Here is a 22,374-nt window from a genome sequence, read left to right as displayed (position 1 = left end):
GGTCCTTTTGCAACACTCGCCTAAGTTGTAGCAGGTCAACGTCGGCGCCGCCATGCGATGTGCGCCCAGATGGCAGGCACATTTTGACCCATGTGTTGCACGTAGGACCACATCTGCCAATTCCTTGCAGGGATTGAGAATTTCGCCACTCGGCCATGGATTTTGAGATTCGTTTCGCCTAGGATCATAGGCAATCGCCGCAATAGACGGCACACGAGGCAGATAGAGCAGCTCATGTTCGTACGATTTCTTTACGTCGCCCTTTTGGGCGTCGCTCTGGCGTTTGGTGCGTTTACACCAGCGCAGGCGGCGCCGTATGCAGCCATGGTTATGGACGCCCGCAATGGCGAGGTCTTGCATTCGCGTAATGCTGACACACGCCTGCATCCGGCGTCACTGACCAAGATGATGACTATCTATATCGCGTTTGAAGCCATTCGCCTGGGCGAGATCACGCTCGATACAGAAGTCACCATCTCCGCGAATGCCGCAGCTGAACCTCCATCGGAGCTTGGCTTGCGCTCAGGCTCAACGATCCGCTTCCGGTATCTGATCCGCGCCGCCGCTATCCGGTCCGCAAACGATGCTGCAACAGCGATTGGCGAGGCAATTTCCGGATCTGAGGCTGCCTTCGCGCGCCGCATGAACCGCACAGCCGCTGCACTTGGCATGACACGCACAACCTTCCGCAACGCGCATGGATTGACCGAAGATGGGCATCTGAGCACCGCGCGCGACATGACGATGCTGGGGCGCAGGCTCGTTTACGATTACCCGCAATATTACAACCTGTTCTCTCGCATCACCGCAGATGCTGGCATTGCGCAGGTGCGCAACACGAACCGTGTGGTCCTGTCGAACTACCGTGGCGCGGACGGGATCAAGACCGGCTACACCCGCGCGGCTGGCTTCAACCTTGTTGCCTCGGCCCAGCGCGGCGAAGAACGGATCATCGCCACCGTTTTTGGGGGTCGAAGTTCGGCCTGGCGAAATGAGAGGGTCATGGAATTGCTCGATATGGGGTTTGAGCGTGCGCCATCCCACGTGGCGCTCCGAACCCCGGCTTTGCCGACATATACGGATGACGGAACTGCGGGCACCTCACATACGCCGCCCGGGCAACGCGCGCCGACCTCTTCGATCCGGCCCTTTATGCGACCCCATGGAGGCGTCGATGCTGATGTCCTAGCAGCGATTGACGATGCTGTTGGTGCCGCACTGACGCAAGCCACCGGGGCGGACCCGGAGGTTGCCGCCGCGGTGGAAGCCGCCCTCAACGCAGTTGAAGATGCGCCGCGCCCTGCCCCAAGGCCTGAGCCGCAAGCCGCGTTGGAGCCGGAACCCGAACCGCTTATCCCGCCGCGTCCAGCCCCAGAGCCTGAGGTCGTCACGCGCGCTTCGTCCACCGGGTCGCGCCTTTTCGGTGTGTCCCTGGGCCCACAAACATCCCATCACGCAGCCGAACGTCTCTTGCTGCGCACCGCATTGGCAGAGCTTGGCACGTTCGACGAAGCACTGCGCCGTGTCGTGCAGGTCAGCCGTGGCTATGACGCGCGCTTTGCCGGTATGACGGAAGATCAGGCCACAAGGGCCTGTGCGCGGCTCAACGCCCGCAATGTGACTTGCGAGACCTTCGGGCCGTAAGACCTACGGGACGGTGGGCGGGGCGATGCCGTAGGCGAGCGTCGTCCGGCGATCCTATTTCGGGTGGTCGTCGTAATCCTCACGCAGGATGCGATGCGCATCGCCTTCAGGATCATCAAACTGCCCTTTGCGCAGCATCCACCAAAACGCGGCCAAACCGGCCCCGCCCAGAAGCAGGGATACGGGTATCAATATGCCCAATACATCCATTAACGCAGCCTCAGCGCATTGAGGGATACGGTCAAGGACGAAGCAGACATTGCCAGCGCCGCAATCAAGGGCGAGCACAGCCCCGCAACGGCCAGCGGCACGGCCAGCAGATTATAGACGCTGGCAATTGTGAAATTCTCCTTGATCCGTGCCCGCGACATGCGGGCCGTTTGCATGGCGTCGACCACGGGAAGAATACTGCGCCCCGTTAGCACCATGTCCGACGCGGCGCGAGCGGCCTCCAGCGCTGAGGCGGGTGAAATGGACACATGTGCCGCGGCCAAGGCGGCCGTGTCGTTCATGCCATCCCCTACCATCAAAACATGTGCGCCCTCTTCGACCAACGCCATCACAGCCTCGGCCTTGGCATCCGGGCGTGCCTCGGCAATGACATCATCAATGCCCAACCGCGCGGCAAAGGCCTCGACCGCTGGGGCCACATCACCCGAAAGAAGCACAACGCGCTTCCCCTGCGCTTGAAGGCCTTTGACCGCCTCAGCCGCGCCGTCCCGTAAAGCGTCTGCAAAGGTAAGCGCATGAGCCGGGCCATCGTCGATACGCAGATAGGTAGCGGTTGTTCCCACGGCATCACCTCCGCCGACCCAGCCCACTCGGCCAAGGCGGACAGGCTTGCCTTCCCATTCACCTTCCACGCCGAAACCAGGCCGTTCCATCAGTCGTTCAACACGGGCAGGCCAAACGCTGCGCGCAGTCAATCCGCTTGCAAGCGCCTGCGCCAAGGGGTGCGCCGACCCGTTCGCCAGGGCCAGCGCAACACGCGCAGTCTCCGCATCCAATTGATCTAGTCCTAGCGGTTCCGGTGCGCCATCGGTCAGGGTGCCAGTTTTGTCGAATACCACCGTGTCAACTTCGGCCAAACGCTCAAGAGCCGTGCCGTCTTTGATCAGCAGACCTTTCCGGAACAACCGCGCAGACGCTGCTGTCGTCACGGCGGGAACCGCCAACCCAAGGGCACAGGGGCATGTGATGATCAGAACCGCCGCCGCGATATTCAGCGCTACGCGAAAATCCCACGTATAGGCAAACCAACCCAGCGCAGCGACAACAGCCACAATGTGTACGCCCGGCGCATAGAGCTTGGCCGCAGCATCCGCCAGCGACGTGTAGTTCGACCGACCGGCCTCGGCCACGGCCACAAGGTCGCCAAGGCGCGCCAGCTCCGTATCGCGGCCTGCGGCCATAACCTCGACCGTGACTGGACCAGTCAGGTTCGCCTCACCGGCATGGACAGCGTCGCCCGGCGCAACAGCCGCAGGAAGCGTTTCTCCGGTCATGATGGACCGGTCCAGTTCAGTGAATCCGTCCACCAACGTGCCATCCACCGGCACACGCCCACCGGGCAGCACCCGCACCAGATCACCGCGCCGTAGATCAGCTGCAGCCACCGTTTCGGTCCCCTGCCCCACCAGCCGAAGCGCGCGGGGCACTTCAAGTGCCGCCAATTCCTGAGCTGCAGATCGGGCATTCGCCCGCGTACGGTGATCGAGGTAACGTCCAGCGAGGAGGAAGGTGCACAGGGCAATCGCCGCATCGAAATAGGCATGTTCGCCCGACAACGTCGTCTCGTAGAGGGATGTTCCGACAGCCAGCGCAATGGCCAACGTGATGGGCACGTCCATGTTCAGCCGCCCAGCGCGCAAGGCGGCAAAGGCAGACCCGTAGAAGGGCTGGCCGCAGAACAGCACTGCCGGGATCGCGATCGCTGCGCTGATCCAATGCATCATGTCGCGGGTGACACCATCCGCACCAGACCACACAGCCACGGACAGGAGCATGACGTTCATCATGGCAAACACGGCGACCGCCAACCGCATTAGAAGCGCGCGTCCGCGTGCGTCCATTTCGGTGGTTGCAAGGACGCCAGGGTCCAGTTCATGCGCCTCGTACCCAGCCGCATTCAAGGCCGCGCACAGATCCTCTGCTGTAACCTCAGGACCTGCATCAACGGATGCGCGGCGCATGGTCAGGTTGACGCGCGCATCGCGAACGCCCGGCTGCTCGCGCAGAATCCGCTCCACGCCGGAAATACACGCCGCACAGTGAATGCCCGGCAGCGCCAGCATAAGGCGCGCGTTGGTCAGTGCTTTCCCGGCAACTTGCTCGGCCAATGGCACCGCATCGCAGGCGGGGCACGCAGAGGGATGTTGTGGGTCAGCTAGGGCGGCCATATCAGCCCTCGGCCAGAGTGAAAGTGATATTGTGGCGATAGTCGGTGCCGTCACGCGCGGTGCCCGTCAGGCGCAGACGCCAGCGGCCAGGCGCCAGATCGGCCGGCGCGACCAGTACACCGTTCGCCCCACGCGATAGCTCAAGCAGTTGGTCGTCAGCCCGTGTCGTCGGACGTGTCAAAAGCGCATCCAGCTCAGCCGGGTAAACGGGACGCCCCGCTTCGTCCACAAGCGTCAATCGCACTTCATCTCCGCGCGTCTCAACAGAGGCCTGCCAACCCAGCGCATCCTGTGCGATGCGACGATCATCAAAGGTCTGGCTGTCTGCATAGCTGGACGAAACTTCAAGACCAGGGAAGGTGGAAACGGCCTGCGTCGCCATGAAGATATTCACGCAGACGATCACACCGAATCCCCCGATGAACATGGATGCAACGTGCCAGCCAGTCAGCTTGCGCGGGCCCGCGATGCTGTGTGCTTCAATATCGTGGTTCATTGCTGACCCCTTCCAAAGAACGTGGTGTCGCCAAATGCGCGCTCTTCCGTGCCGAACTCCTCGACCCAGAAGCGGAAATCCGTGCGTTCGCGACCCGATGCGGCATCCTCGGGACGCGCGATGACGTAGACGCGCTGAAGAAGCGTTTCGTCTGCGGGCACCTCGACCATCAGGTCCTGGCTCCCCTCCAGATCAACGCGCAGGACGTCATCCGAGGTCAGACCAATGCGGAACGTGGCGTCTGCTGCCGTCATGTTGCGGATGCGGATGTCGTAGGTATTTCGCACTGACCCATCGCTGAGCGTCACAAACTGTGGATTGCGGACCTGAGCGACTGTCAGATCAATCTCGGACCGGATGAATAGCGCCACGATCAGACCAACACCGATGGCAGACCATAGAGCGGTGTAAATCAGCGTCCGCGGGCGCAGGATGTGCCGCATCACGGGCACCTTGGTGTTACCCGCACGCTCATTGGCTTCATCGGTCAGGGCGAGGTAATCGATCAACCCGCGTGGTTTGCCGACCTTGTCCATGATTTCGTCACAGGCATCGATGCAAAGCGCACAGGTGATGCACTCCATCTGCTGCCCATCGCGGATATCGATCCCCATGGGACAGACATTCACGCAGGCCATGCAATCAATGCAGTCGCCGGGCGCCTCGACCTCAGGCGCAGAGGTTGCGCCGGGTTCCGTACCCCGGATCGTTGGCCCCGCCAGACGAGAGCTCTCAATCGCGGCCTCTGCCATTTCGCGACGCTTCTTGCCCTTGCCGCGCGGTTCCCCCCGCCAGTCGCGGTAGGCGACCGTGATGGTATGTTCGTCCATCATCGCGGCCTGAATGCGCGGCCATGGGCAAGCATAGATGCAGATTTGCTCACGCGCGAAGCCGCCAAAGATAAAGGTCGTAGCTGTCAGAATGCCGACAGTCGCGTAGGCCACAAAGGCCGCCTGCCCGGTCAACAGGTCACGCAGAAGCGTCGGGGCATCCGCAAAGTAGAAAACCCAAGCCCCGCCCGTCGCCACGGCAATCAAAAGCCAGACGATCCACTTCGTCACCCGCAGGCGCCATTTGCGGAAGTCCCACTTTTGCTTCCACAAGCGCAGCCGCGCGTTGCGATCGCCTTCGATCCAGCGCTCGACCGTATAGAACAGATCGGTCCAAACGGTTTGAGGACAGGCATAGCCACACCAAACACGGCCAAGGGCAGAGGTGAACAGAAACAGGCCAAGGCCTGCCATGATCAAAAGGCCTGCAACGAAGTAGAATTCGTGGGGCCAGATCTCGATCCAGAAAAAGAAAAAACGCCGGTTGGCCAAGTCCACGAGGACGGCCTGATCCGGCAGCGACGGCCCACGATCCCAGCGGATCCAAGGGGTGATGTAGTAGACCCCCAACGTGAAGATCATCAGTGCCCATTTGAAATTCCGGAACGGACCCTTCACCCGTTTCGGGAAGATCGGCTCCTGCGCGGCGTATAGCTTGGGCGCGGCATCTTGAGAGGCCATGGCAAGGCTGTCCTGTGAGATTCTGTCTGTTCGCACATCCTGTCTACGGCAGGGGCCGCGCGCACACATTGACGTGGATCAAACCTGAAGAAATGTGCGCCGATCCCATGGGTAAAGCGCGAACAGGACATGGGATCGACGCGGAACCGGCGGCAGGTCGTCTAGCCACCGGCACTTCTTGCTAGGGCAGCTCTATTCGCCGCCGCCCAAGCTGTGGACGTAAAGCGCGGTTGCGTTGACTTCCGCCTCGCTCAGGCGGCCAGACCACGCTGGCATCACGCCAAAGCGCGAATGGCGCACGGTTTCTTCGACCGCCTCGGCGCTGCCGCCATAAAGCCAGATCGCATCCGTCAGGTTCGGTGCACCAAGGAAACGGTCGCCGTCACCTGCATCGCCGTGGCAGGCGGCGCAATTATCGAGGAAGACATTTTCACCTGTGCCAGCCAGTGTCGTATCGTAGGCATGGTTTGAAGCGTTCACGCCGTCGCCATCCTCATCCGACAAGGCCATCGCATAATTGACGACTTGCGCGATCTCTTCATCGCTGAGGATGCCTTCAAACGCTGTCATCTCGGACCAGCGCGCATCAGGATCATCCTCGTTTCGGATGCCGTGGGCGATCGTCATCTGGATGTCTTCCAGCGAACCGCCCCATAGCCAGTCGTCATCCAACAGGTTCGGATAGCCCGCGGCCTGAACACCGGCCGCGCCTTCGCCATGGCATTGCGAACACCAGGTGGTGAACGTCGCCGCACCCGCCTGAAGTGCAAAGTTATAGAGCTCCGGCGTGTCATCGCGGGTGACGGAGGCCAGTTCCACCTCGGTCAATTCTGTCCGCAGGTCGGCATTCAGGGCATCAAAGCGCTCAATCTCTTCAGCTACCTCTGCCCGGGTTGAATAGCCAAGCACGCCCGCCGTTGCTCCACTGATGCCAGGCCATGCGGGATACAGGACCGTGTAGGCGACGCCCCAGATGATGGTCAGGTAGAAGCACCACAGCCACCAACGTGGAAGCGGGTTGTTGAACTCCTTGATCCCGTCCCAGGAATGGCCCGTCGTGTCCGGGTCACCCTCTTGCAGGACCTGTTCTTCAGGATGTTGTGGTTTATCGGTCATTGCTGCGCCTCCTGCCCGGCTTCTGGTGCCGGTGCATCGTCGTGGCGGAAAGGGATTTCGGCACTGTCGCTGTGGACACGTTTGGAGCCAGGCCGAAACGCGTAGAGGACAAAGCCAAAGAAGCTGGCGACCAGAAACACCGTTCCGATGCTTCCAGACAGGCTGCGGAGGAATTCATAATCCATCTGTGTGCCCTCCCTACCGGCTTTCATCCGGCGTGAAGGTCGAGAAATCGACCAACGTGCCGAGCATTTGAAGATAGGCAATCAACGCATCCATTTCGGTCACGGCAGGGTTGCCATCAAAGTCGCGCTGCTGCGCACCGGGATAGCGATCCACCACGCCGGGATCCCCGAAATCGGTCGCCTGCTCGATGAAGTCGGCTGACGCCATCTCAAGCTGCTCTTCCGTGTAGGGCACACCGACAAAAGCGTGCGTCGACATCAGATCGCCGATGCGCTCCCCAGTCAGCGTGTTGTCAGCAAGGAACGCGTAGGACGGCATGATCGATTCCGGCACCACGGACTGCGGGCTGATCAGGTGATCATAATGCCACTCATCCGAATAGCGCCCGCCGACCCGGGCAAGATCGGGCCCCGTTCGCTTAGACCCCCATTGGAACGGGTGGTCGTACTGGCTTTCCGCCGCAAGGCTGTAATGCCCGTACCGTTCAACCTCGTCCCGCATTGGGCGGATCATCTGGCTGTGGCACACGTAGCACCCTTCGCGCACGTAGATCTCGCGCCCGGCCAGTTCGAGCGGGGAATAGGGGCGCATGCCCTCTACATCCTCGATCGTGTTCTCCAGGTAGAAGAGCGGTGCGATTTCTACGATGCCACCCACGGTGACGACGGCGAAACTCAGCGCCAGCAGAAGCGTGGCATTGGTTTCAATCTTCTTGTGTTGGTCAAGAACACCCATGGTTCGAGCCCTCCTTATTCCGCCGGGACCAGGTCAGAGGTGGGCTTACTGCCCGCCGTCCGCACGGTCATCCAAAGGTTCCAAGCCATGATCAGCGCGCCGGAGAGGAACATGATCCCACCCAGTCCACGGACCACATACATCGGGAATTTCGCCTCGACGGTGTCTGCAAAGGAGTTCACGAGGAAACCTTGCGCATCGACTTCACGCCACATCAAGCCTTCCATGATACCGGTCACCCACATCGAAGCGGCGTAGAGAACGATGCCAACGGTCGCGAGCCAGAAGTGCCAGCTGACGGCGCGAAGGCTGTAAAGCTTCGTGTGCCAAAGTTTCGGGAACAGGTAGTAGAGCATCCCGAAGGTCACCAGACCGTTCCAGCCAAGCGCGCCAGAGTGGACGTGGCCGATGGTCCAGTCGGTGTAGTGCGACAGCGAGTTGACCGCACGGATCGACATCATCGGGCCTTCGAAGGTCGACATACCGTAGAAGGCGAGCGAGGTCACCATCATCCGCAGGATCGGGTCCGTACGAAGCTTGTCCCACGCGCCTTGCAGCGTCATCAGGCCGTTGATCATGCCACCCCAGGACGGCATCCACAGGATCACCGAGAACACCATGCCAAGGGTCGATGCCCAATCCGGCAGCGCCGTGTAGTGCAAGTGGTGCGGACCCGCCCAGATGTACAGGAAGATCAGAGCCCAGAAGTGGATGATCGACAGTTTGTAGCTATAGACCGGGCGCTCGGCCTGCTTTGGAATGAAGTAGTACATCATGCCGAGGAAACCGGCGGTCAGGAAGAAGCCCACGGCATTGTGGCCATACCACCATTGCGTCATGGCGTTCTGCACACCCGACATGACCTGAACGCTGCGCGAACCCCAGATCGAAACGGGAATGGACATGTTGTTGACGACATGCAGCAGAGCAACGGTCACTATGAAGCTCAGCAGGAACCAGTTGGCCACGTAGATGTGCGGCTCTTTCCGCTTGAGGATCGTGCCGAGGTACACCAGCAGGAAAGCCACCCATACAACGGTCAGCCAGAGGTCCACGTACCATTCAGGTTCCGCATATTCCTGGCCCTGGGTCGAGCCCATGAGGTAGCCAGTCGCCGCCAGAACGATGAACAGTTGATAACCCCAGAAGACGAACCAGCTGAGGTTACCGCCCCACATGCGCACGGCGCTGGTGCGCTGCACGATGTAGAACGAGGCTGCAATAAGGGCGTTGCCCCCGAACGCAAAAATCACTGCTGAAGTGTGCAATGGGCGAAGGCGTCCGAAGTTTGCGTAGCCTTGCGCCCATTCGAAATTGAGCGCGGGGAATGCGAGCTGAAAGGCGATAAACACGCCCGCCAAGAAGCCAACAACGCCCCAGAAGACCGTTGCAATCGCTGCGGCCCTCACTGGACCGTCCATATATTCCCCGGTTGGCACAGCCACCGCAGGCTCACCCGTGCGGCGCAACTGCCACAGAAACAAGCCACCGGCGACCGCCATGATAATCCACGCATGCAACTTGTAGGCTGCATCAAGGCCGTAATTCGCAGCGATCGCTGCGAAGACCGTGACAAGCCCAAGGGCAGCGAGCTTAAGATAATCACTCATCGGTCGTCCCTTCACCTTACCCCGGGCCGGCCGAATCTGGACGGACCACGGGCATTCCATGGATCCGTTCATCGGCATTTCGGTGGGGGGCGACCTTGATCTGGGTCAAGCAAAGGTCAGAAAATGAAAAAACGCCCCGACCGACGGGGCGTTCAGAGCAGCAAAGGGAGATCCGGGTTTAAACCAGAACTCCCCCATCGGCGTCATCGCCGGTCTCATCGAGAAGGTCGTTGAAGTCAGGAACCAAAATGCGGCGCTTGCCTTCGAGTTGGATAATGCCGTCACGTTTCAGGCCAGAAATCTGGCGGCTCACTGTTTCTAGCGTCAGACCCAAATAGTCAGCCATTGCCTCGCGTGTGAGCGGCAACTCAAAGGCCACGTTACTACCGACACCGCCTCCATCCGGCGCTGTTTCGCGCCGAGCGATGATGGCAAGGAAACTGGCAATCTTTTCGCGGGCGGTCTTGCGCCCGAGGATCAGCATCCACTCCCGTGCGGCATCGAGCTCATCAAGGGTCATCTCCAGTAATCGCTGGGAGATATGTGGCGTGTCCGCCAAGATTCCTTGGAACGGCTTGCGTCGAAAACAGCATAAGGTCACGTCCGAGATCGCCGTGACGTCATAGGCAACGCTCTCGCGGTTCGGACGACCGATGAAGTCGGAGCACAGCAAAAGGCCGACCATCTGGCGACGGCCATCCTCCATCGTCTGCGACAGCGAAGCGACACCACTCACGACGGAAGCGACGAAATCAACGTTTTCGCCTGCCCAAACGATTGTCTCACCTGCCTTGAAGCTGCGGTAAGACTTGATCGCGTTCAATTGCTTAAGTTCGTCCTCATCCGCACGCGCGCAGACGGCCCGATGTCGGATCGGGCAAGCAGAGCAGTCAATCTTCTCAAGGCGGAAGTCCGCGTGCTGCATGAAAATGCTCCTGTTCGCGCGCTGTGCTCGGGTTGATCTGGGTCAAGGCGCCCGGTCTTGAGCACGCATAAGTTTTACCTCATGGACAGATATTATCAAATGCGACGGTTAGGCCTGTTTGAGGCGAACGTGCCCCGCTACACCTCGTATCCGCCTGCGAACCACTTTGCAGGCGATGTCACGACCGAGGTGCACCGCGCCTGGCTTGCGGCGATTCCACCCGGTTCAAAAGTGTCGCTCTATGCCCATGTCCCCTTCTGCAGAAGGCTGTGCTGGTTCTGCGCCTGCCGAACGCAGGGTATGCAATCGGAAGGGCCGGTGGTCGCCTACACAAACACTCTTATACAAGAAATTCAGGCCCTTACGGGCCTTTTGCCGCAGGGCGTCGAGATCGCGAAATTGCATTGGGGTGGCGGCACTCCGACGCTTTTGAATGCTCCCGAGATCACTCGGTTGGCGGATTCGATTCGCGAGGCCGTTCCTTTGACCAAGAATGCCGAGTTCTCGGTTGAGATCGACCCGAATGAAATCGACGATGCTCGTCTAGATGCACTGGCGGATGCCGGAATGGGCCGCGCTTCGATCGGTGTGCAGGACTTTGACCCCGAGATTCAGAAAATCATCGGACGCGAGCAGAGCTTCGAAGTGACACGCGCCGCCGTTGAAGGTTTGCGCGCGCGGGGAGTGACCTCGCTGAATACCGATCTGCTCTATGGATTGCCCCGCCAATCGCAGGCGCGCATCACATCCTCAATGCAGATGCTGCTATCGCTAAACCCGGATCGGGTGGCACTCTACGGCTACGCACATGTTCCCTGGATGGCAAAGCGCCAATCCCTGATCCCGACCGAGGATTTGCCTGATCCTGTGGCGCGCCTTGGCCTGTTTGAAACAGCCAGTGAAGTCTTGCGTTGGGACGGGTACGACCAGATCGGGATCGATCACTTCGCCCGCCCCGAGGACAGCCTGTCTGTCGCCGCGCGGCAAGGCCGCCTCATGCGCAATTTCCAGGGCTACACGGATGACAGCTGCGATGTGCTGATTGGTGTTGGTGCATCCTCAATCTCAAAATTCCCGCAGGGATTTGTCCAGAACGCCGCCAGCACGGCCGCCTATCAAAAGGCCGTCCGCGCGGGCGAGCTTCCCACAGGTCGCGGACATATACTGACCGACGAAGATCGCCTGCGCAGCCACATCATCGAACGCTTGATGTGCGACTTTGGCGTCGATCAGCGTGGGTCATCGACCTTCCCGCGCAAAGCAGTCGACCCGATCCTGGACGACATCGCCCGGTCCTACGAAGGACATGTAGCACGCAACGACAATGGCCTGACCGTCTTGGAAGAGTCTCGGCCCCTGACCCGGCTGATCGCGCGCCATGTGGATGCCTATACAAGCGAGAAGGCCAGAAACCACTCGTCCGCGATTTAAGCTGCGCCCGCGCGATCTCCGAAGGCTGCTGCCATCAACTCCCGCGTATAGGTTTGCCGGGGGTTATCGAACAATGCGTCTGTGTCGCCCATCTCGACCACATCGCCTTGTTTCATGACGATCACCTTGTGGCTGAGCGCACGCACGACACGCAGGTCATGGCTGATGAACAGATAGGCAAGGTTGTGGTCCCGCTGCAGCTTGCGCAGCAACTCCACGATTTGAACCTGCACTGTCATATCGAGCGCGCTCGTGGGCTCATCAAGAACAACCAGACGCGGGCGCAGAATCATGGCGCGCGCAATGGCGATGCGTTGCCGCTGCCCGCCGGAGAATTCATGCGGGTAACGGTGCATCATGTCGCGGCTCAGCCCGACCTCCTCAAGGATTTCGCCAACCCTTGTCCGTCGTTCGCGCGGACCGACGCCCTGCACCTTCAATCCTTCGGAGACGATCTGCTCAATCGTCATGCGCGGACTGAGGGAGCCGTAGGGGTCCTGAAACACGATTTGCATGTCGCGCCGCACGCCGCGCAGCTCGGACTTGGTCGCGTGAGAAAGATTCTGCCCGAGGAACATGATCGGACCTTCCGATCGAACAAGACGCATGATCGCGAGTGCCAAGGTGGTCTTGCCTGAGCCACTCTCCCCAACAATCCCCAGTGTCTCACCTTGCTTGATGGAAATGTTCGCCGCGTTGACGGCCTTCACGTGGCCCACTGTGCGCCGCAGCAACCCGCGCTGGATCGGGAACCAGATGCGGAGATCGTCGGTATTCAGAATTTCTTCGGCATCACCGGCAACGGGATCAGGCGAACCTGACGGTTCCGCCCCCAACAGCTTGCGCGTGTAAGGGTGTTGAGGGTTGTCGAAAATCTCGCCCGTCTTTCCTTGCTCCACAATCTCGCCGCCTTGCATGACGCAAACGCGGTCTGCGATGCGTCGGACGATGGCAAGGTCATGAGTGATGAACAGAAGGCTCATGCCCTCGGACCGTTTCAGATCACCCAACAGGTCTAGAATCTGGGCCTGGATGGTGACATCCAGCGCTGTCGTCGGCTCATCCGCGATCAGCAATTCCGGCCCATTGGCCAGCGCCATGGCGATCATCACGCGCTGCCGCTGCCCACCTGACAGCTGGTGTGGATAGGCGCCCAGCCGCGTTTCAGGGTCGCGGATGCCCACCTTGGTCAGAAGGTCGATCACACGGGTCCGCAGATCTGAGGAAACGACATCCGTGAACCCCAAAGCCCGCAGGATGAACCGCAGAACAAGCAGCGGAACGGCAAGGATTGCGGTTATGAGTGCGGCTTGGATGATGGCCCCAACCAGACTGGCGATAGCAAAGAACAGTATTCCCGCATTGCCGGCGCGGTCCTGAACCACCTCGCGTATCGTACCGAAATCATCGGGTTGGATGACCGCGAAAATATAGAACATGACAATCGACAGCAGCAGGAAGATTGCCAGCAGCACAGGCACCGGATCGCCACCCGCGATGCTGCTCGCCATCCGTTTCAAGCCACCGGGGTACTTGTAGCCCCCATGCTCGACGAGGCTTTCGGCCATCTGCTTTTCGATGGTGTGCAGCGGGTTGAGCGATGTCATCGGTTCTTGAAAGATAAAGCTGATGTCGTTTCCACGCACGCGACGTAGCTCGGCGTCTGACGCACCGACCATCTCGGCCCCATCGTATTTGATCGAGCCGCCCACTTCCGCCGCACCCGGCAATAGGTCAACGGTCGACAAGGCCGTTACAGATTTGCCGGATCCGCTTTCGCCGACAAGGGCAACCGTCTCACCACGTTCAACGTGGAAGGACACCCCGCGCACGGCATTCACCGTTCCCCCTTCTTGGGAGAAATCGACCGTAAGGTCACGAATATCGAGCACGCGCCGGGTCATGTGAATGTCTTTCGTGGATCAAACGCATCGCGGACACCTTCAAAGATGAAGACGAGCAGCGACAACATGAATGCGAAGGTAAAGAATGCGGTGAAACCCAGCCATGGGGCTTGCAGGTTGTTCTTGCCCTGCAATGTCAGCTCTCCCAGGGAAGGCTCAGATGACGGCAGGCCAAAACCCAGGAAATCAAGGCTGGCCAGGCCCGCGATTGTCCCTGTCACGATGAACGGCAGAAATGTCAGGGTGGCCACCATCGCGTTGGGTAGAATGTGGCGGAACATGATTGTTGCGTTGCCAACGCCCAACGCACGGGCCGCGCGCACATATTCGAAGTTTCGGGCCCGCAGGAATTCGGCACGGACGACTCCGGTCAGGTTCATCCACCCGAAGAAGACCATCAAAGACACCAGCAGGGTGAAGTTCATCGGGATGATCGCCGCTACGATGATGATCACATAGAGGCTGGGTGTCGCGTTCCAGATTTCGATGATCCGTTGCCAAAACAGGTCGACCAACCCGCCGAAATAGCCCTGCAACGCCCCCATGAATATGCCAATGATTGACGTGCAGACCGTCACAATCAACGCAAAACTGACGGACAATTCGAAGCCGTAGATCACCCGCGCCAACACATCGCGCGAGGTGTCATCCGTGCCCAACAGGTTCGTGCCACGACGATCCTCAGGCAACAGGCCGAAGTTCCAGTCGATCACCGGCTGGTCGTCTTCGTCCAACACAGGTTCCCCGGCGCCGTCCCGTTCAATCTCGGGCCACCAGCCAATCACATTGGGTGAGGCAGGCGCATGGCCAGGCCGGTCGACGATGGTGTTGAAACTGTGGGGGATCAGCGGCCACATAATCCAGCCCTGCTCAACCTCGGCCCCAGCAAATGCGCCAGTCTCCTCAACCTGTGCAATCACCTCTTCAGGGTCGTCCCAGCAATCCTCTAGACCGCCTGAGACGATCAGGCATTGCACTTCGATGTCGCGATAGACGGCCTCGGTCCCGAAATCGCCGCCGAATGCGGTTTCCGGGTAGAAGTTGAAGATCGGGGTGAAGTACTCGCCGCGGAAGTTGACCACTAGCGGTTTGTCGTTGGCCAGGTAAGGCGACAACAGCGACAAGCCGTAGAGGACGGCAAAGATCCACAGCGACCAGAACGCCCGGCGGTTGCGCTTGAAGTTGCGCCAGCGGCGACGGTTCAACGGGCTAAGCCAGCCTTGGCGGTCCCCCTGCACACGGCCATGGGACGCGGCGGCGTCCATATCGCTGTCGGGCAGCGGTGAGGCTTTTGTCGTTTCGTCGGGAAGGGCCATATGCGCTACCCCTCCAACGATTCAAAGTCGATGCGCGGGTCAATCCACACATACATCAGATCGGATATGATCCCGACGGTCAGGCCGATAAGGCTGAACACAAACAGCGTGCCGAAGACCACCGGATAGTCCCGCGTGACCACGGCTTCGAACCCGAGCCGCCCCAATCCGTCGAGCGAGAAGATCGTCTCGATGATCAGTGATCCGCCAAAGAAGACGCCGATGAAGACCGCCGGGAAGCCTGCGATCACAATCAGCATCGCGTTGCGGAAAACATGGCCGTAAAGCACACGCCGCTCCGTCAGGCCCTTGGCCTTGGCGGTCATCACGTATTGTTTCTTGATTTCATCCAGAAACGAATTCTTGGTGAGCAATGTCAGCGTGGCAAAGGCAGAGATCGTTGACGCCACAACCGGCAGAGTGATGTGCCACAGATAGTCGATGATCTGTTGGATCACCGTCATATCCTCAAACCCGTCTGACGTAAGGCCGCGTAGCGGGAACCAACTCAGGTATCGCCCTCCAGCAAAGACCACCAAAAGGATGATACCGAACAGGAAGCCCGGGATCGCATAGGCCACGATAATAATTGCACTGGTCGCACTGTCGAAACGGGTGCCATCAAGGACCGCCTTGCGGATGCCCAACGGGATTGAAACGATGTAGGCGATGATCGTAGACCACAGGCCAAGCGTGATCGACACGGGCATCTTTTCGATCACCAGATCGACCACCGAGATCGAGCGGAAATAGCTCTCTCCGAAGTCGAAGCGCAGGTAATCCATCATCATCAGGCCGAAGCGTTCAAGAATTGGGATCTCTTCAGCCACGCATTCCTCGGCATCGAGGTCGGGCTCTCCGGTGAAACCGTCTTCACAGACGATCCGCGCGAAGTTGAATTCCACCTGCAGCTGCTCAAGAAATTGCGGCGGCAAACCGCGCGCGCCCTGATAGCCAACATCAAAGTCCGAGGCGTCGGCGGCATTGTCACCGCCTCCGCCGGAAATACCGGCAAAGGCATCGCCCTCACCCTCCAGCTGCGCGATGATCTGGTCGATCGGCCCTCCGGGCACCAGCTGGATTAGCATGAAGTTCAGTAGCATCACGCCAAAGATCGTTGGGATCACCAGCAAGAGCCGTCGGAGGATATAGGCGCCCATGGCTTGCGTCCGGCCTTAGAGCGCGCCTGAGTCACGAAGGGCCTGCTCGGCCTCGGGGTCTACCCACCAGAAGTCCAGGAAGCCAAGGGAATATGGCGGAAGCTCCTCCGGGTAGCGATACATGTCGTAGTACGCGACCCAATGGGCGTCGTTGTACCACTGTCCAACGCGGATCACCCGATCGCGCAAGACGCGGTCCAGTGCCCGAACGGCTACGTCCAATTCTTCCCGTGTTTCCGTGTTCACAACGGTCTCGATCAGGGCATCCACGCCTTCGTCTGCCAATCCGGGCACGTTGAATAGGCTTTCATCTGCACCCAGTGAACCGAAGTATTGGCGCAGGCCCGCACCGGGCTCATAGCCCATGGGGAAATGGTCGGTGATCATATCGTAATCGGCATCGCGTTGACGCTGTTGCAGCTGTGCGTTGTCGACACGGTTCATCGAGGCATTCACACCAATGGCGCGCAGGTTTTCGACATACGGGTTGATGATACGATCAAATAGCGGTGACGAATTCAGGAACTCCACATCCAGCGTCTGCCCCGCAGCGTTCCGCAAAAGACCGTCATCACCCGGCACCCAGCCTGCCTCTTCCAGAAGGGCTAGCGCGCGGCGGGACTGCCGACGGTCCAACGCGCGGTCAGGGTTCGACTCTGGGACTGCATAAACTTCGCTCGTGAACACGGTCTCAGGAAGCTGGTCACGGAATTGCTCAAGCAGAGCAAGCTCTTCGCCTTCGGCCATGCCTTCGGCTTCCATCCAGGTATTTTCCCAGAAGCTGACAACAGGAGAGTAAAGGCCGTAGAACAGCGTCTCGTTCGTCCATTCAAAGTTGAACATATGCGCCAAGGCGCTGCGCACACGGACGTCTTGGAACTGCGGACGGCGCAAATTGATCATGAACGATTGGCCAGAGGCGATGGTGCCATCGGGCAAGGATTCCTGAATGACAGTGCCATCTTCAAGCGCCGGGAAATCGTAGTTGTTGGCCCAAGCCTGGCTGCTGCTTTCCTGCCGGAAGGTGTAGTTACCGGCGGTGAAGCCTTCGAACGCGGCAAGGCTGTCGCCGTAATACTCGATGCGAATGCTGTCGAAATTGTTCCGACCTTGGGTGATCCATAGATCATCGCCCCAATAATCGCGGTCGCGGACGAACACGACACGTTGGCCCGGCTCCACTTCGCCAAGAGTGTAAGCCCCGGACCCAACGAGTGGCTCCAACCGGCTATCCTCGAACGCGAGGCCGGACGCTTCATGGCTGGCTTGACTGAATACCGGCAGGCCGCCTGCAGTCTGGATACGGTCGCGAAGCGGCGCTTCGGGATTGAAGTCGAACCGGATTGACCGCTCGTCAATAACCTCTGCGCTGGCGATCGTGTTCGGGATATTGGCGCGGAATGACGGCAAACCTTCATCCCGCAGGATCTCATACGAGAACATCACGTCCTGCGCCGTCATCGGTGTGCCGTCGGAGAAGGTGACACCCTCACGCAACGTGAAGATGACGTAGGAGCGGTCTTCGGGATACGCGAATTCTTCGCAGAGCAGGCAGTAGGCCGACCCAATCTCATCCGCGGTGCCTTCAAGCATCGCCTCAAAGAAGATGCTCGATAAGACAGCGGGGCGACCAACCCGCGAATAGGGATGCATGGAGTCGAACGATCCCGACGACCAGGAGAATGACATCTCGCCGCCTTGCGGTGCATCAGGGTTCACATAATCCAGATGAGGGCTGTCTGGGCTGTATCGAAGCTCACCAAACGTAGAGATGCCGTATGTTCGGATCAGACCGTCGTCACCCACTTCCTGCGCGTCCGTAGCAAATGCGCCAAGGGCAAGGATGAGCGCCGCACTGGTTAGCGGTAGCAAGGCGGCTGGCCGGGTGATTGCGGCGTCCTGTTTGGCAACGGCAACTTTGGCTCTGGTCTGGTCCTGCATATGCACCTCCGTTCGTCGGTTGGTTACTGGACGCAATTCTGGATCGCGCTACCATTATTATGTGTCGCAAAACGTTAGAGACCAGCCTGCGTTCGGTTCAAGTTGAGATTCCGTGATCAGGTAGTGATCGGCCGCTTTTTTCGCTTTGAGTGACAAAAAACGAAAAACGCCGCCCGAAGGCGGCGTTCGCTATCCCATTTCCGCAGGTGTTACTGCTGCGTGGCGAGGTAGGCGATCAGGTTCGCGCGATCCTCGATATCATCCATACCGCCGTAAGACATCGCCGTGCCCGGGGCCCATTCACGCGGGTTTTCGATGAAGCCCGAGATATTTTCGGGCGTCCACGCCATGTCGCTCATCCCGGCAAGCGTGTCCGAATAGTCAAAGCCATCAGCCGCAGCGATGGGGCGGTCCACAACACCAAGCAGGTAGGGACCGACACCATTCTGGCCGGCATTCAACGCGTGGCAAGCCGAGCATTGGCGCCACAAGCGCTCACCCGCGCCAGCATCCGCCACGGCATAAACGTCTGCAAACGGGATTTCCGGTACTTCTTCAACCGGGCCTTCATCCAATTCGGCAATCTCGATGCGATAGCCGCTGACGTGATCTTCGCCATGGTGGTCGATGTTATAAAGCTCTTCGGCGGCCCAACCGCCCAGAAGGAACACCAGCAGGGCTGCGCAGACCGCGCCGCCGGCTTTGGTGATGGTCATCGTGTCAAACATGTCGGCTCCACAAAGGTCTGTCGCTCGTTCGCGGCTATGTATGGTGTTCCTTTGGGGCAAGGCAAGGTGTAGGGAGCGCGACGAAACGACCTTTTCGAGCGGATTTTGCCAATGACAGCCCGTATTGCCTTCCAAGGAGAGCCCGGAGCCTATTCACACGAGGCCTGCCGCGCGGCGCGCCCGGACATGGAGCCGCTGCCTTGCGCCACCTTTGAAGACGTGATCGAGGCGGTGCGCAGTGGTGAGGCAGAGCTTGCGATGCTTCCGGTCGAAAACTCCACCTACGGGCGTGTGGCCGACATCCACCGCCTTCTGCCCGAGTCGGGGCTGCACATCATCGACGAGGCGTTCGTGCGGGTGCACATCAACCTGCTGGCTTTGCCAGGCACAGATCTTACGGACGTGAAAGAGGCCTATAGCCATCTCGTTTTGCTGCCGCAATGCGGAACATTCCTGCGCGAGAAGGGCATCACGGGGCGCGTCAGCCCGGACAATGCGCGGGCGGCGCGGGATGTGGCGGAATGGGGAGATGCCAGCAAGGCGGCGCTCGCCTCGGAACTGGCGGGAGAGATCTACGGGTTGGACGTTTTGGCGCGGCATATCGAGGACCATGACCGCAACACCACGCGCTTCCTTGTCATGTCACGGGAGGCGGATATGGCGCGGCGGTCAGATCATATGATGACTACGTTTGTCTTCCGTGTGCGAAACATTCCAGCGGCGCTTTACAAAGCGATGGGTGGGTTTGCGACGAATGGCGTCAACATGACCAAGCTGGAGAGCTACATGGTCGGCGGGGCGTTCACGGCGACGCAGTTCTATGCCGATATCGAGGGGCATCCAGACGATCATAACGTCCAGCTGGCGCTTGATGAGTTGGGGTACTTCACCAGCGAGTTGAAGATCCTCGGCACCTACCCTGCGGATCCGGCACGGGACTAGCTGCTCACGCGTGAGCAGACGGGTTAAGTTTTTGTTTTAGTTATTATTTTCCGTTCTCTTAACCTTTCTTAACACCAGAAAAAAGCGGAGAGCATGGGGGCTATGCCCCCGTCTGCTTGCGCAGACTCCCCCAGCATATTTTGGGAACAAAGAGGGTCAGAGAAGCCGCGAGCGGAGCGCGGTGCGGCGGGCCTCCAGCCAAGCTGTTGCGGGGGCGTAGGTGCTAAGCTCGATGGCGCGTGAATACGCCTCGGCTGCTTCTTGCGGCGCGCTGGCGGCGAGCAAGTGCGCGCGGGTGGCCCAATAGGGTTGGAACGCCTCCGCGGCGTCCGCGTCGATCAGATCCAACAGGCGCAGGCCTTCAAGTGCGCCCGCATCTTCGCCCACCGCTACGGCGCGCCCGACGGCGGCCCCGAGAGAAGGGGTGATCTGCATCAACCCTGCATAAAGCTGGCTAAGCGCGCGCCAGTTGGTCACGCCGGTGACGTGCCGTTCCGCGTGGACGGCCTGTATCGCGGCCTCCAATTGAAGCCTGCCGGGCGCCTGAAGCGCGCTGGCGCGGGTCAGCAGTAGCGCCGCATGGTCGATCAGGTCGGTGTTCCAAAGCCCGATGTCCTGATCCGGAAGGGGCACATAGACCCCATCCACGGGCGAGGCATCGCGGCGCGCCTCGACAAAGGTGATCAACGCGGCGAGGCCAAGCGCCTCGGCGTTGTCGGGTAAAAGATCGGCCAGCGTGGTGGCGAGGAAATGCGCCTCGTGGCTGAGATCGCCCGCGCCTTCCTGCCAGTCGACGGCGAAAGCGGCGTAAACCGCATCCAGCAGCGCGCCAATGCGATCGGGGAGATCTACGTCATCAGGCAGGGTGAAGGGGATGCGGGTGTCTTTGATCTTGCGTTTTACCCGCACCAGCCGCTGCGCCATGGTCGCCGGTGGCAGATGGAAGATGCGGGCGATGTCGGCGGCCTGCACCCCAAGCACCGTCTGCAACATCAGTGGCGTGCGGATGGCTTCGTCGATGGCGGGATGGGCGCAGACAAACATCAGCTTGAGGCGATCATCGGGGAAGGTGTGCGGGTCGGGCATTGCGATCTCTGGCATTTCATCGGTGAAGGTCACACGTTTGTCGCGGCGGGCGGCGTCGATGCGACGGTTGCGGGCGGTGGTCAGAAGCCATGCCTCGGGCCGGTCGGGGATGCCGCGCTCGGGCCAGAGGCGTAGGGCCTGAATAAAGGCTTCGGTCAGGGCATCCTCGGCGGCGGCGATGTCGCCGGATTGCGCGGCGAGGATGGCCACCAGTTTCCCGTAGGAGGCCCGCGCCGCATCTTCGGCGGCGCGGGTTGGGTCAGTCATCCGAGGCTGTCCATCGCGGTTGCGCGGATCTCGATCTTGCCCGCATGAGCGGCGGGGCATTTCTCGGCCCAGGCCAAGGCTGCGTCGAGGTCAGGCACGTCGATCACGAAGTAACCGCCAAGGCTTTCGCGGGTTTCGGCCACGGGACCATCCTGCACCGTCTTCTCGCCGCCCTTCATGCTGAGCGTGGTGGCGGTGTCGGCGGGGTGGAGCCAGTCGGTGTCGACGAACACTCCGGCCTCTTGCAGAGCGCCGATGTATTGGCCGTAGACGGATTTCATCTCGATCCAGTCGTCCTGGGTCATATGGGCGAAATCGGCAGGGTCGGAGTAGAGCAGAAAAGTGTAACGCATTGTTTTTGTCCTTGGTCTGGTTGGGGGATTAGGCGGCAACGCGGGCGATGTTGGCAAGGCCGGTTTCATAGGTGCCGCCCAACATGCGATCCATGAAGAGGCCGAAGACACGGAAGACGGGGTTGAGGCCCATGTCGCTCTCGACCGTCCAGGTCACGCGGGTCTGGTTGCCTTCAGCGACGGCGCTGATGTGCTGCGTCGGCTGGCCCATGGAGCCGAGGTCGATGGCGTAGGTGACACGATCGGCGGTGATGGCGCTGATCGTCTGGGTGCCAGTGCCCTCGCGGCCTTCGAAGCGGAAGCCTGCGCCGATGCCGGCCTCGGGGCCGAAAGGTTCGATGCTCAACTCGGGGTCGCTGGTCAGGTAGGGGTTGAACTGTTGGAAGCCCTGGGTGGAGGAGGCAAGCGCAATGACCGCTTCGGGTGTGGCATCGACAAGGGCGCTGCGTTCCACGGTCACGTTGCGCGGCAGCAGGTAGGTGGCGGCGGCGGCGATGGCGAGGGTTGCGGTGCCGGCGGCTAGGATGGTCGTGAGGGTCATTGTCTTTCTCCGTCTGTTTGAGCAAAGGCATCATCGCCTTCACCCCCATGACGAACGGAGGGGTGGGCCAATCGACATGGCGG

20 protein-coding genes are annotated in these 22,374 nt (G+C 60.2%); 3 read left to right on the top strand and 17 right to left on the bottom strand.

Annotated elements, in window-relative coordinates; translation table 11 throughout:
• The first annotated feature begins 234 nt into the window (after nt 1-234).
• A complete protein-coding gene (locus V8J81_RS20015) occupies nt 235-1,644 on the top strand; it encodes a D-alanyl-D-alanine carboxypeptidase family protein (RefSeq protein ID WP_368477504.1) in 1,410 nt (469 codons plus the stop codon).
• Nucleotides 1,645-1,698: 54 nt separating this feature from the next.
• Here V8J81_RS20015 and ccoS read toward each other — a convergent pair whose 3' ends face one another.
• From ccoS to fnrL, 9 genes are all read right to left on the bottom strand, one after another.
• Entirely contained in the window at nt 1,699-1,854 is a 156-nt protein-coding gene (ccoS, locus tag V8J81_RS20010; protein ID WP_368477503.1) for a cbb3-type cytochrome oxidase assembly protein CcoS, read from the bottom strand.
• Nucleotides 1,854-4,043 (bottom strand): heavy metal translocating P-type ATPase, encoded by a 2,190-nt coding sequence (locus V8J81_RS20005; protein WP_368477502.1) that lies wholly within the window; start codon nt 4,041-4,043, stop codon nt 1,854-1,856. Before V8J81_RS20005 ends, ccoS begins: the two co-directional genes overlap by 1 nt.
• A gap of 1 nt (nt 4,044) precedes the next feature.
• Nucleotides 4,045-4,539 carry a FixH family protein gene (locus V8J81_RS20000; protein ID WP_368477501.1) on the bottom strand — a complete coding sequence of 165 codons (495 nt, stop codon included), beginning with the start codon at nt 4,537-4,539 and terminating at the stop codon, nt 4,045-4,047.
• Nucleotides 4,536-6,050 carry a cytochrome c oxidase accessory protein CcoG gene (gene ccoG / locus V8J81_RS19995; RefSeq protein ID WP_368477500.1) on the bottom strand — a complete coding sequence of 505 codons (1,515 nt, stop codon included), beginning with the start codon at nt 6,048-6,050 and terminating at the stop codon, nt 4,536-4,538. The genes V8J81_RS20000 and ccoG overlap by 4 nt, the downstream gene beginning before the upstream one ends.
• Nucleotides 6,051-6,242: 192 nt before the next feature.
• Complete coding sequence (gene ccoP, locus V8J81_RS19990) at nt 6,243-7,166, bottom strand: cytochrome-c oxidase, cbb3-type subunit III (protein WP_368477499.1); 924 nt, start codon at nt 7,164-7,166, stop codon at nt 6,243-6,245.
• On the bottom strand, nt 7,163-7,351 hold the full coding sequence (locus V8J81_RS19985) for a cbb3-type cytochrome oxidase subunit 3 (RefSeq protein WP_368477498.1): 189 nt from the start codon (nt 7,349-7,351) through the stop codon (nt 7,163-7,165). Before V8J81_RS19985 ends, ccoP begins: the two co-directional genes overlap by 4 nt.
• 13 nt (nt 7,352-7,364) lie before the next feature.
• Nucleotides 7,365-8,087 carry a cytochrome-c oxidase, cbb3-type subunit II gene (gene ccoO / locus V8J81_RS19980; protein ID WP_368477497.1) on the bottom strand — a complete coding sequence of 241 codons (723 nt, stop codon included), beginning with the start codon at nt 8,085-8,087 and terminating at the stop codon, nt 7,365-7,367.
• A 14-nt stretch (nt 8,088-8,101) separates the two neighbouring features.
• Nucleotides 8,102-9,697, bottom strand: a complete 1,596-nt coding sequence (gene ccoN / locus V8J81_RS19975; RefSeq protein WP_368477496.1) for a cytochrome-c oxidase, cbb3-type subunit I — start codon at nt 9,695-9,697, stop codon at nt 8,102-8,104.
• A gap of 178 nt (nt 9,698-9,875) precedes the next feature.
• Nucleotides 9,876-10,622: a transcriptional regulator FnrL gene (fnrL, locus tag V8J81_RS19970; protein WP_368477495.1), complete on the bottom strand. Its 747-nt coding sequence runs from the start codon at nt 10,620-10,622 to the stop codon at nt 9,876-9,878.
• Between the two features lie 99 nt (nt 10,623-10,721).
• Here fnrL and hemN point away from each other — a divergent pair, with 99 nt between their 5' ends.
• The gene (gene hemN, locus V8J81_RS19965; RefSeq protein ID WP_368477494.1) at nt 10,722-12,053 is read left to right on the top strand and encodes an oxygen-independent coproporphyrinogen III oxidase; all 1,332 of its coding nucleotides are present in this window, start codon (nt 10,722-10,724) and stop codon (nt 12,051-12,053) included.
• On the opposite strand, the gene V8J81_RS19960 is transcribed toward hemN, so the two are convergent.
• The 5 genes from V8J81_RS19960 to V8J81_RS19940 all read right to left on the bottom strand — a co-directional run bounded on the left by V8J81_RS19960 (nt 12,050) and on the right by V8J81_RS19940 (nt 19,102).
• Nucleotides 12,050-13,957, bottom strand: coding sequence for an ABC transporter ATP-binding protein (locus tag V8J81_RS19960; RefSeq protein ID WP_368477493.1), 1,908 nt, complete (start codon nt 13,955-13,957; stop codon nt 12,050-12,052). The two genes, hemN and V8J81_RS19960, sit on opposite strands and share 4 nt — an antisense overlap.
• Complete coding sequence (locus tag V8J81_RS19955) at nt 13,954-15,222, bottom strand: ABC transporter permease (RefSeq protein WP_368477689.1); 1,269 nt, start codon at nt 15,220-15,222, stop codon at nt 13,954-13,956. Before V8J81_RS19955 ends, V8J81_RS19960 begins: the two co-directional genes overlap by 4 nt.
• A gap of 56 nt (nt 15,223-15,278) precedes the next feature.
• Complete coding sequence (locus tag V8J81_RS19950) at nt 15,279-16,433, bottom strand: microcin C ABC transporter permease YejB (protein WP_368477492.1); 1,155 nt, start codon at nt 16,431-16,433, stop codon at nt 15,279-15,281.
• A 15-nt stretch (nt 16,434-16,448) separates the two neighbouring features.
• Entirely contained in the window at nt 16,449-18,374 is a 1,926-nt protein-coding gene (locus tag V8J81_RS19945; RefSeq protein WP_368477491.1) for an extracellular solute-binding protein, read from the bottom strand.
• A 209-nt stretch (nt 18,375-18,583) separates the two neighbouring features.
• Nucleotides 18,584-19,102 (bottom strand): c-type cytochrome, encoded by a 519-nt coding sequence (locus V8J81_RS19940; protein ID WP_368477490.1) that lies wholly within the window; start codon nt 19,100-19,102, stop codon nt 18,584-18,586.
• A gap of 111 nt (nt 19,103-19,213) precedes the next feature.
• On the opposite strand from V8J81_RS19940, the gene V8J81_RS19935 reads away from it, so the two are divergent.
• On the top strand, nt 19,214-20,044 hold the full coding sequence (locus V8J81_RS19935) for a prephenate dehydratase (protein WP_368477489.1): 831 nt from the start codon (nt 19,214-19,216) through the stop codon (nt 20,042-20,044).
• Nucleotides 20,045-20,200: 156 nt separating this feature from the next.
• Here the strand turns inward: V8J81_RS19935 and V8J81_RS19930 are convergent, their stop codons facing one another.
• The 3 genes from V8J81_RS19930 to V8J81_RS19920 are packed head-to-tail and all read right to left on the bottom strand — an operon-like array spanning nt 20,201 to nt 22,291.
• Nucleotides 20,201-21,397 (bottom strand): RNA polymerase sigma factor, encoded by a 1,197-nt coding sequence (locus V8J81_RS19930; protein WP_368477488.1) that lies wholly within the window; start codon nt 21,395-21,397, stop codon nt 20,201-20,203.
• On the bottom strand, nt 21,394-21,750 hold the full coding sequence (locus tag V8J81_RS19925; RefSeq protein WP_368477487.1) for a YciI family protein: 357 nt from the start codon (nt 21,748-21,750) through the stop codon (nt 21,394-21,396). Before V8J81_RS19925 ends, V8J81_RS19930 begins: the two co-directional genes overlap by 4 nt.
• A 28-nt stretch (nt 21,751-21,778) precedes the next feature.
• Nucleotides 21,779-22,291, bottom strand: coding sequence for an SRPBCC family protein (locus tag V8J81_RS19920; protein WP_368477486.1), 513 nt, complete (start codon nt 22,289-22,291; stop codon nt 21,779-21,781).
• Nucleotides 22,292-22,374: the final 83 nt, after the last annotated feature.

This window comes from Gymnodinialimonas sp. 202GB13-11 (assembly GCF_040932485.1).
Lineage (GTDB): Bacteria > Pseudomonadota > Alphaproteobacteria > Rhodobacterales > Rhodobacteraceae > Gymnodinialimonas > Gymnodinialimonas hymeniacidonis.
The sequence above is the reverse complement of the archived record's forward strand: the minus strand, read 5'-3'. Positions and strand labels throughout refer to the sequence as shown.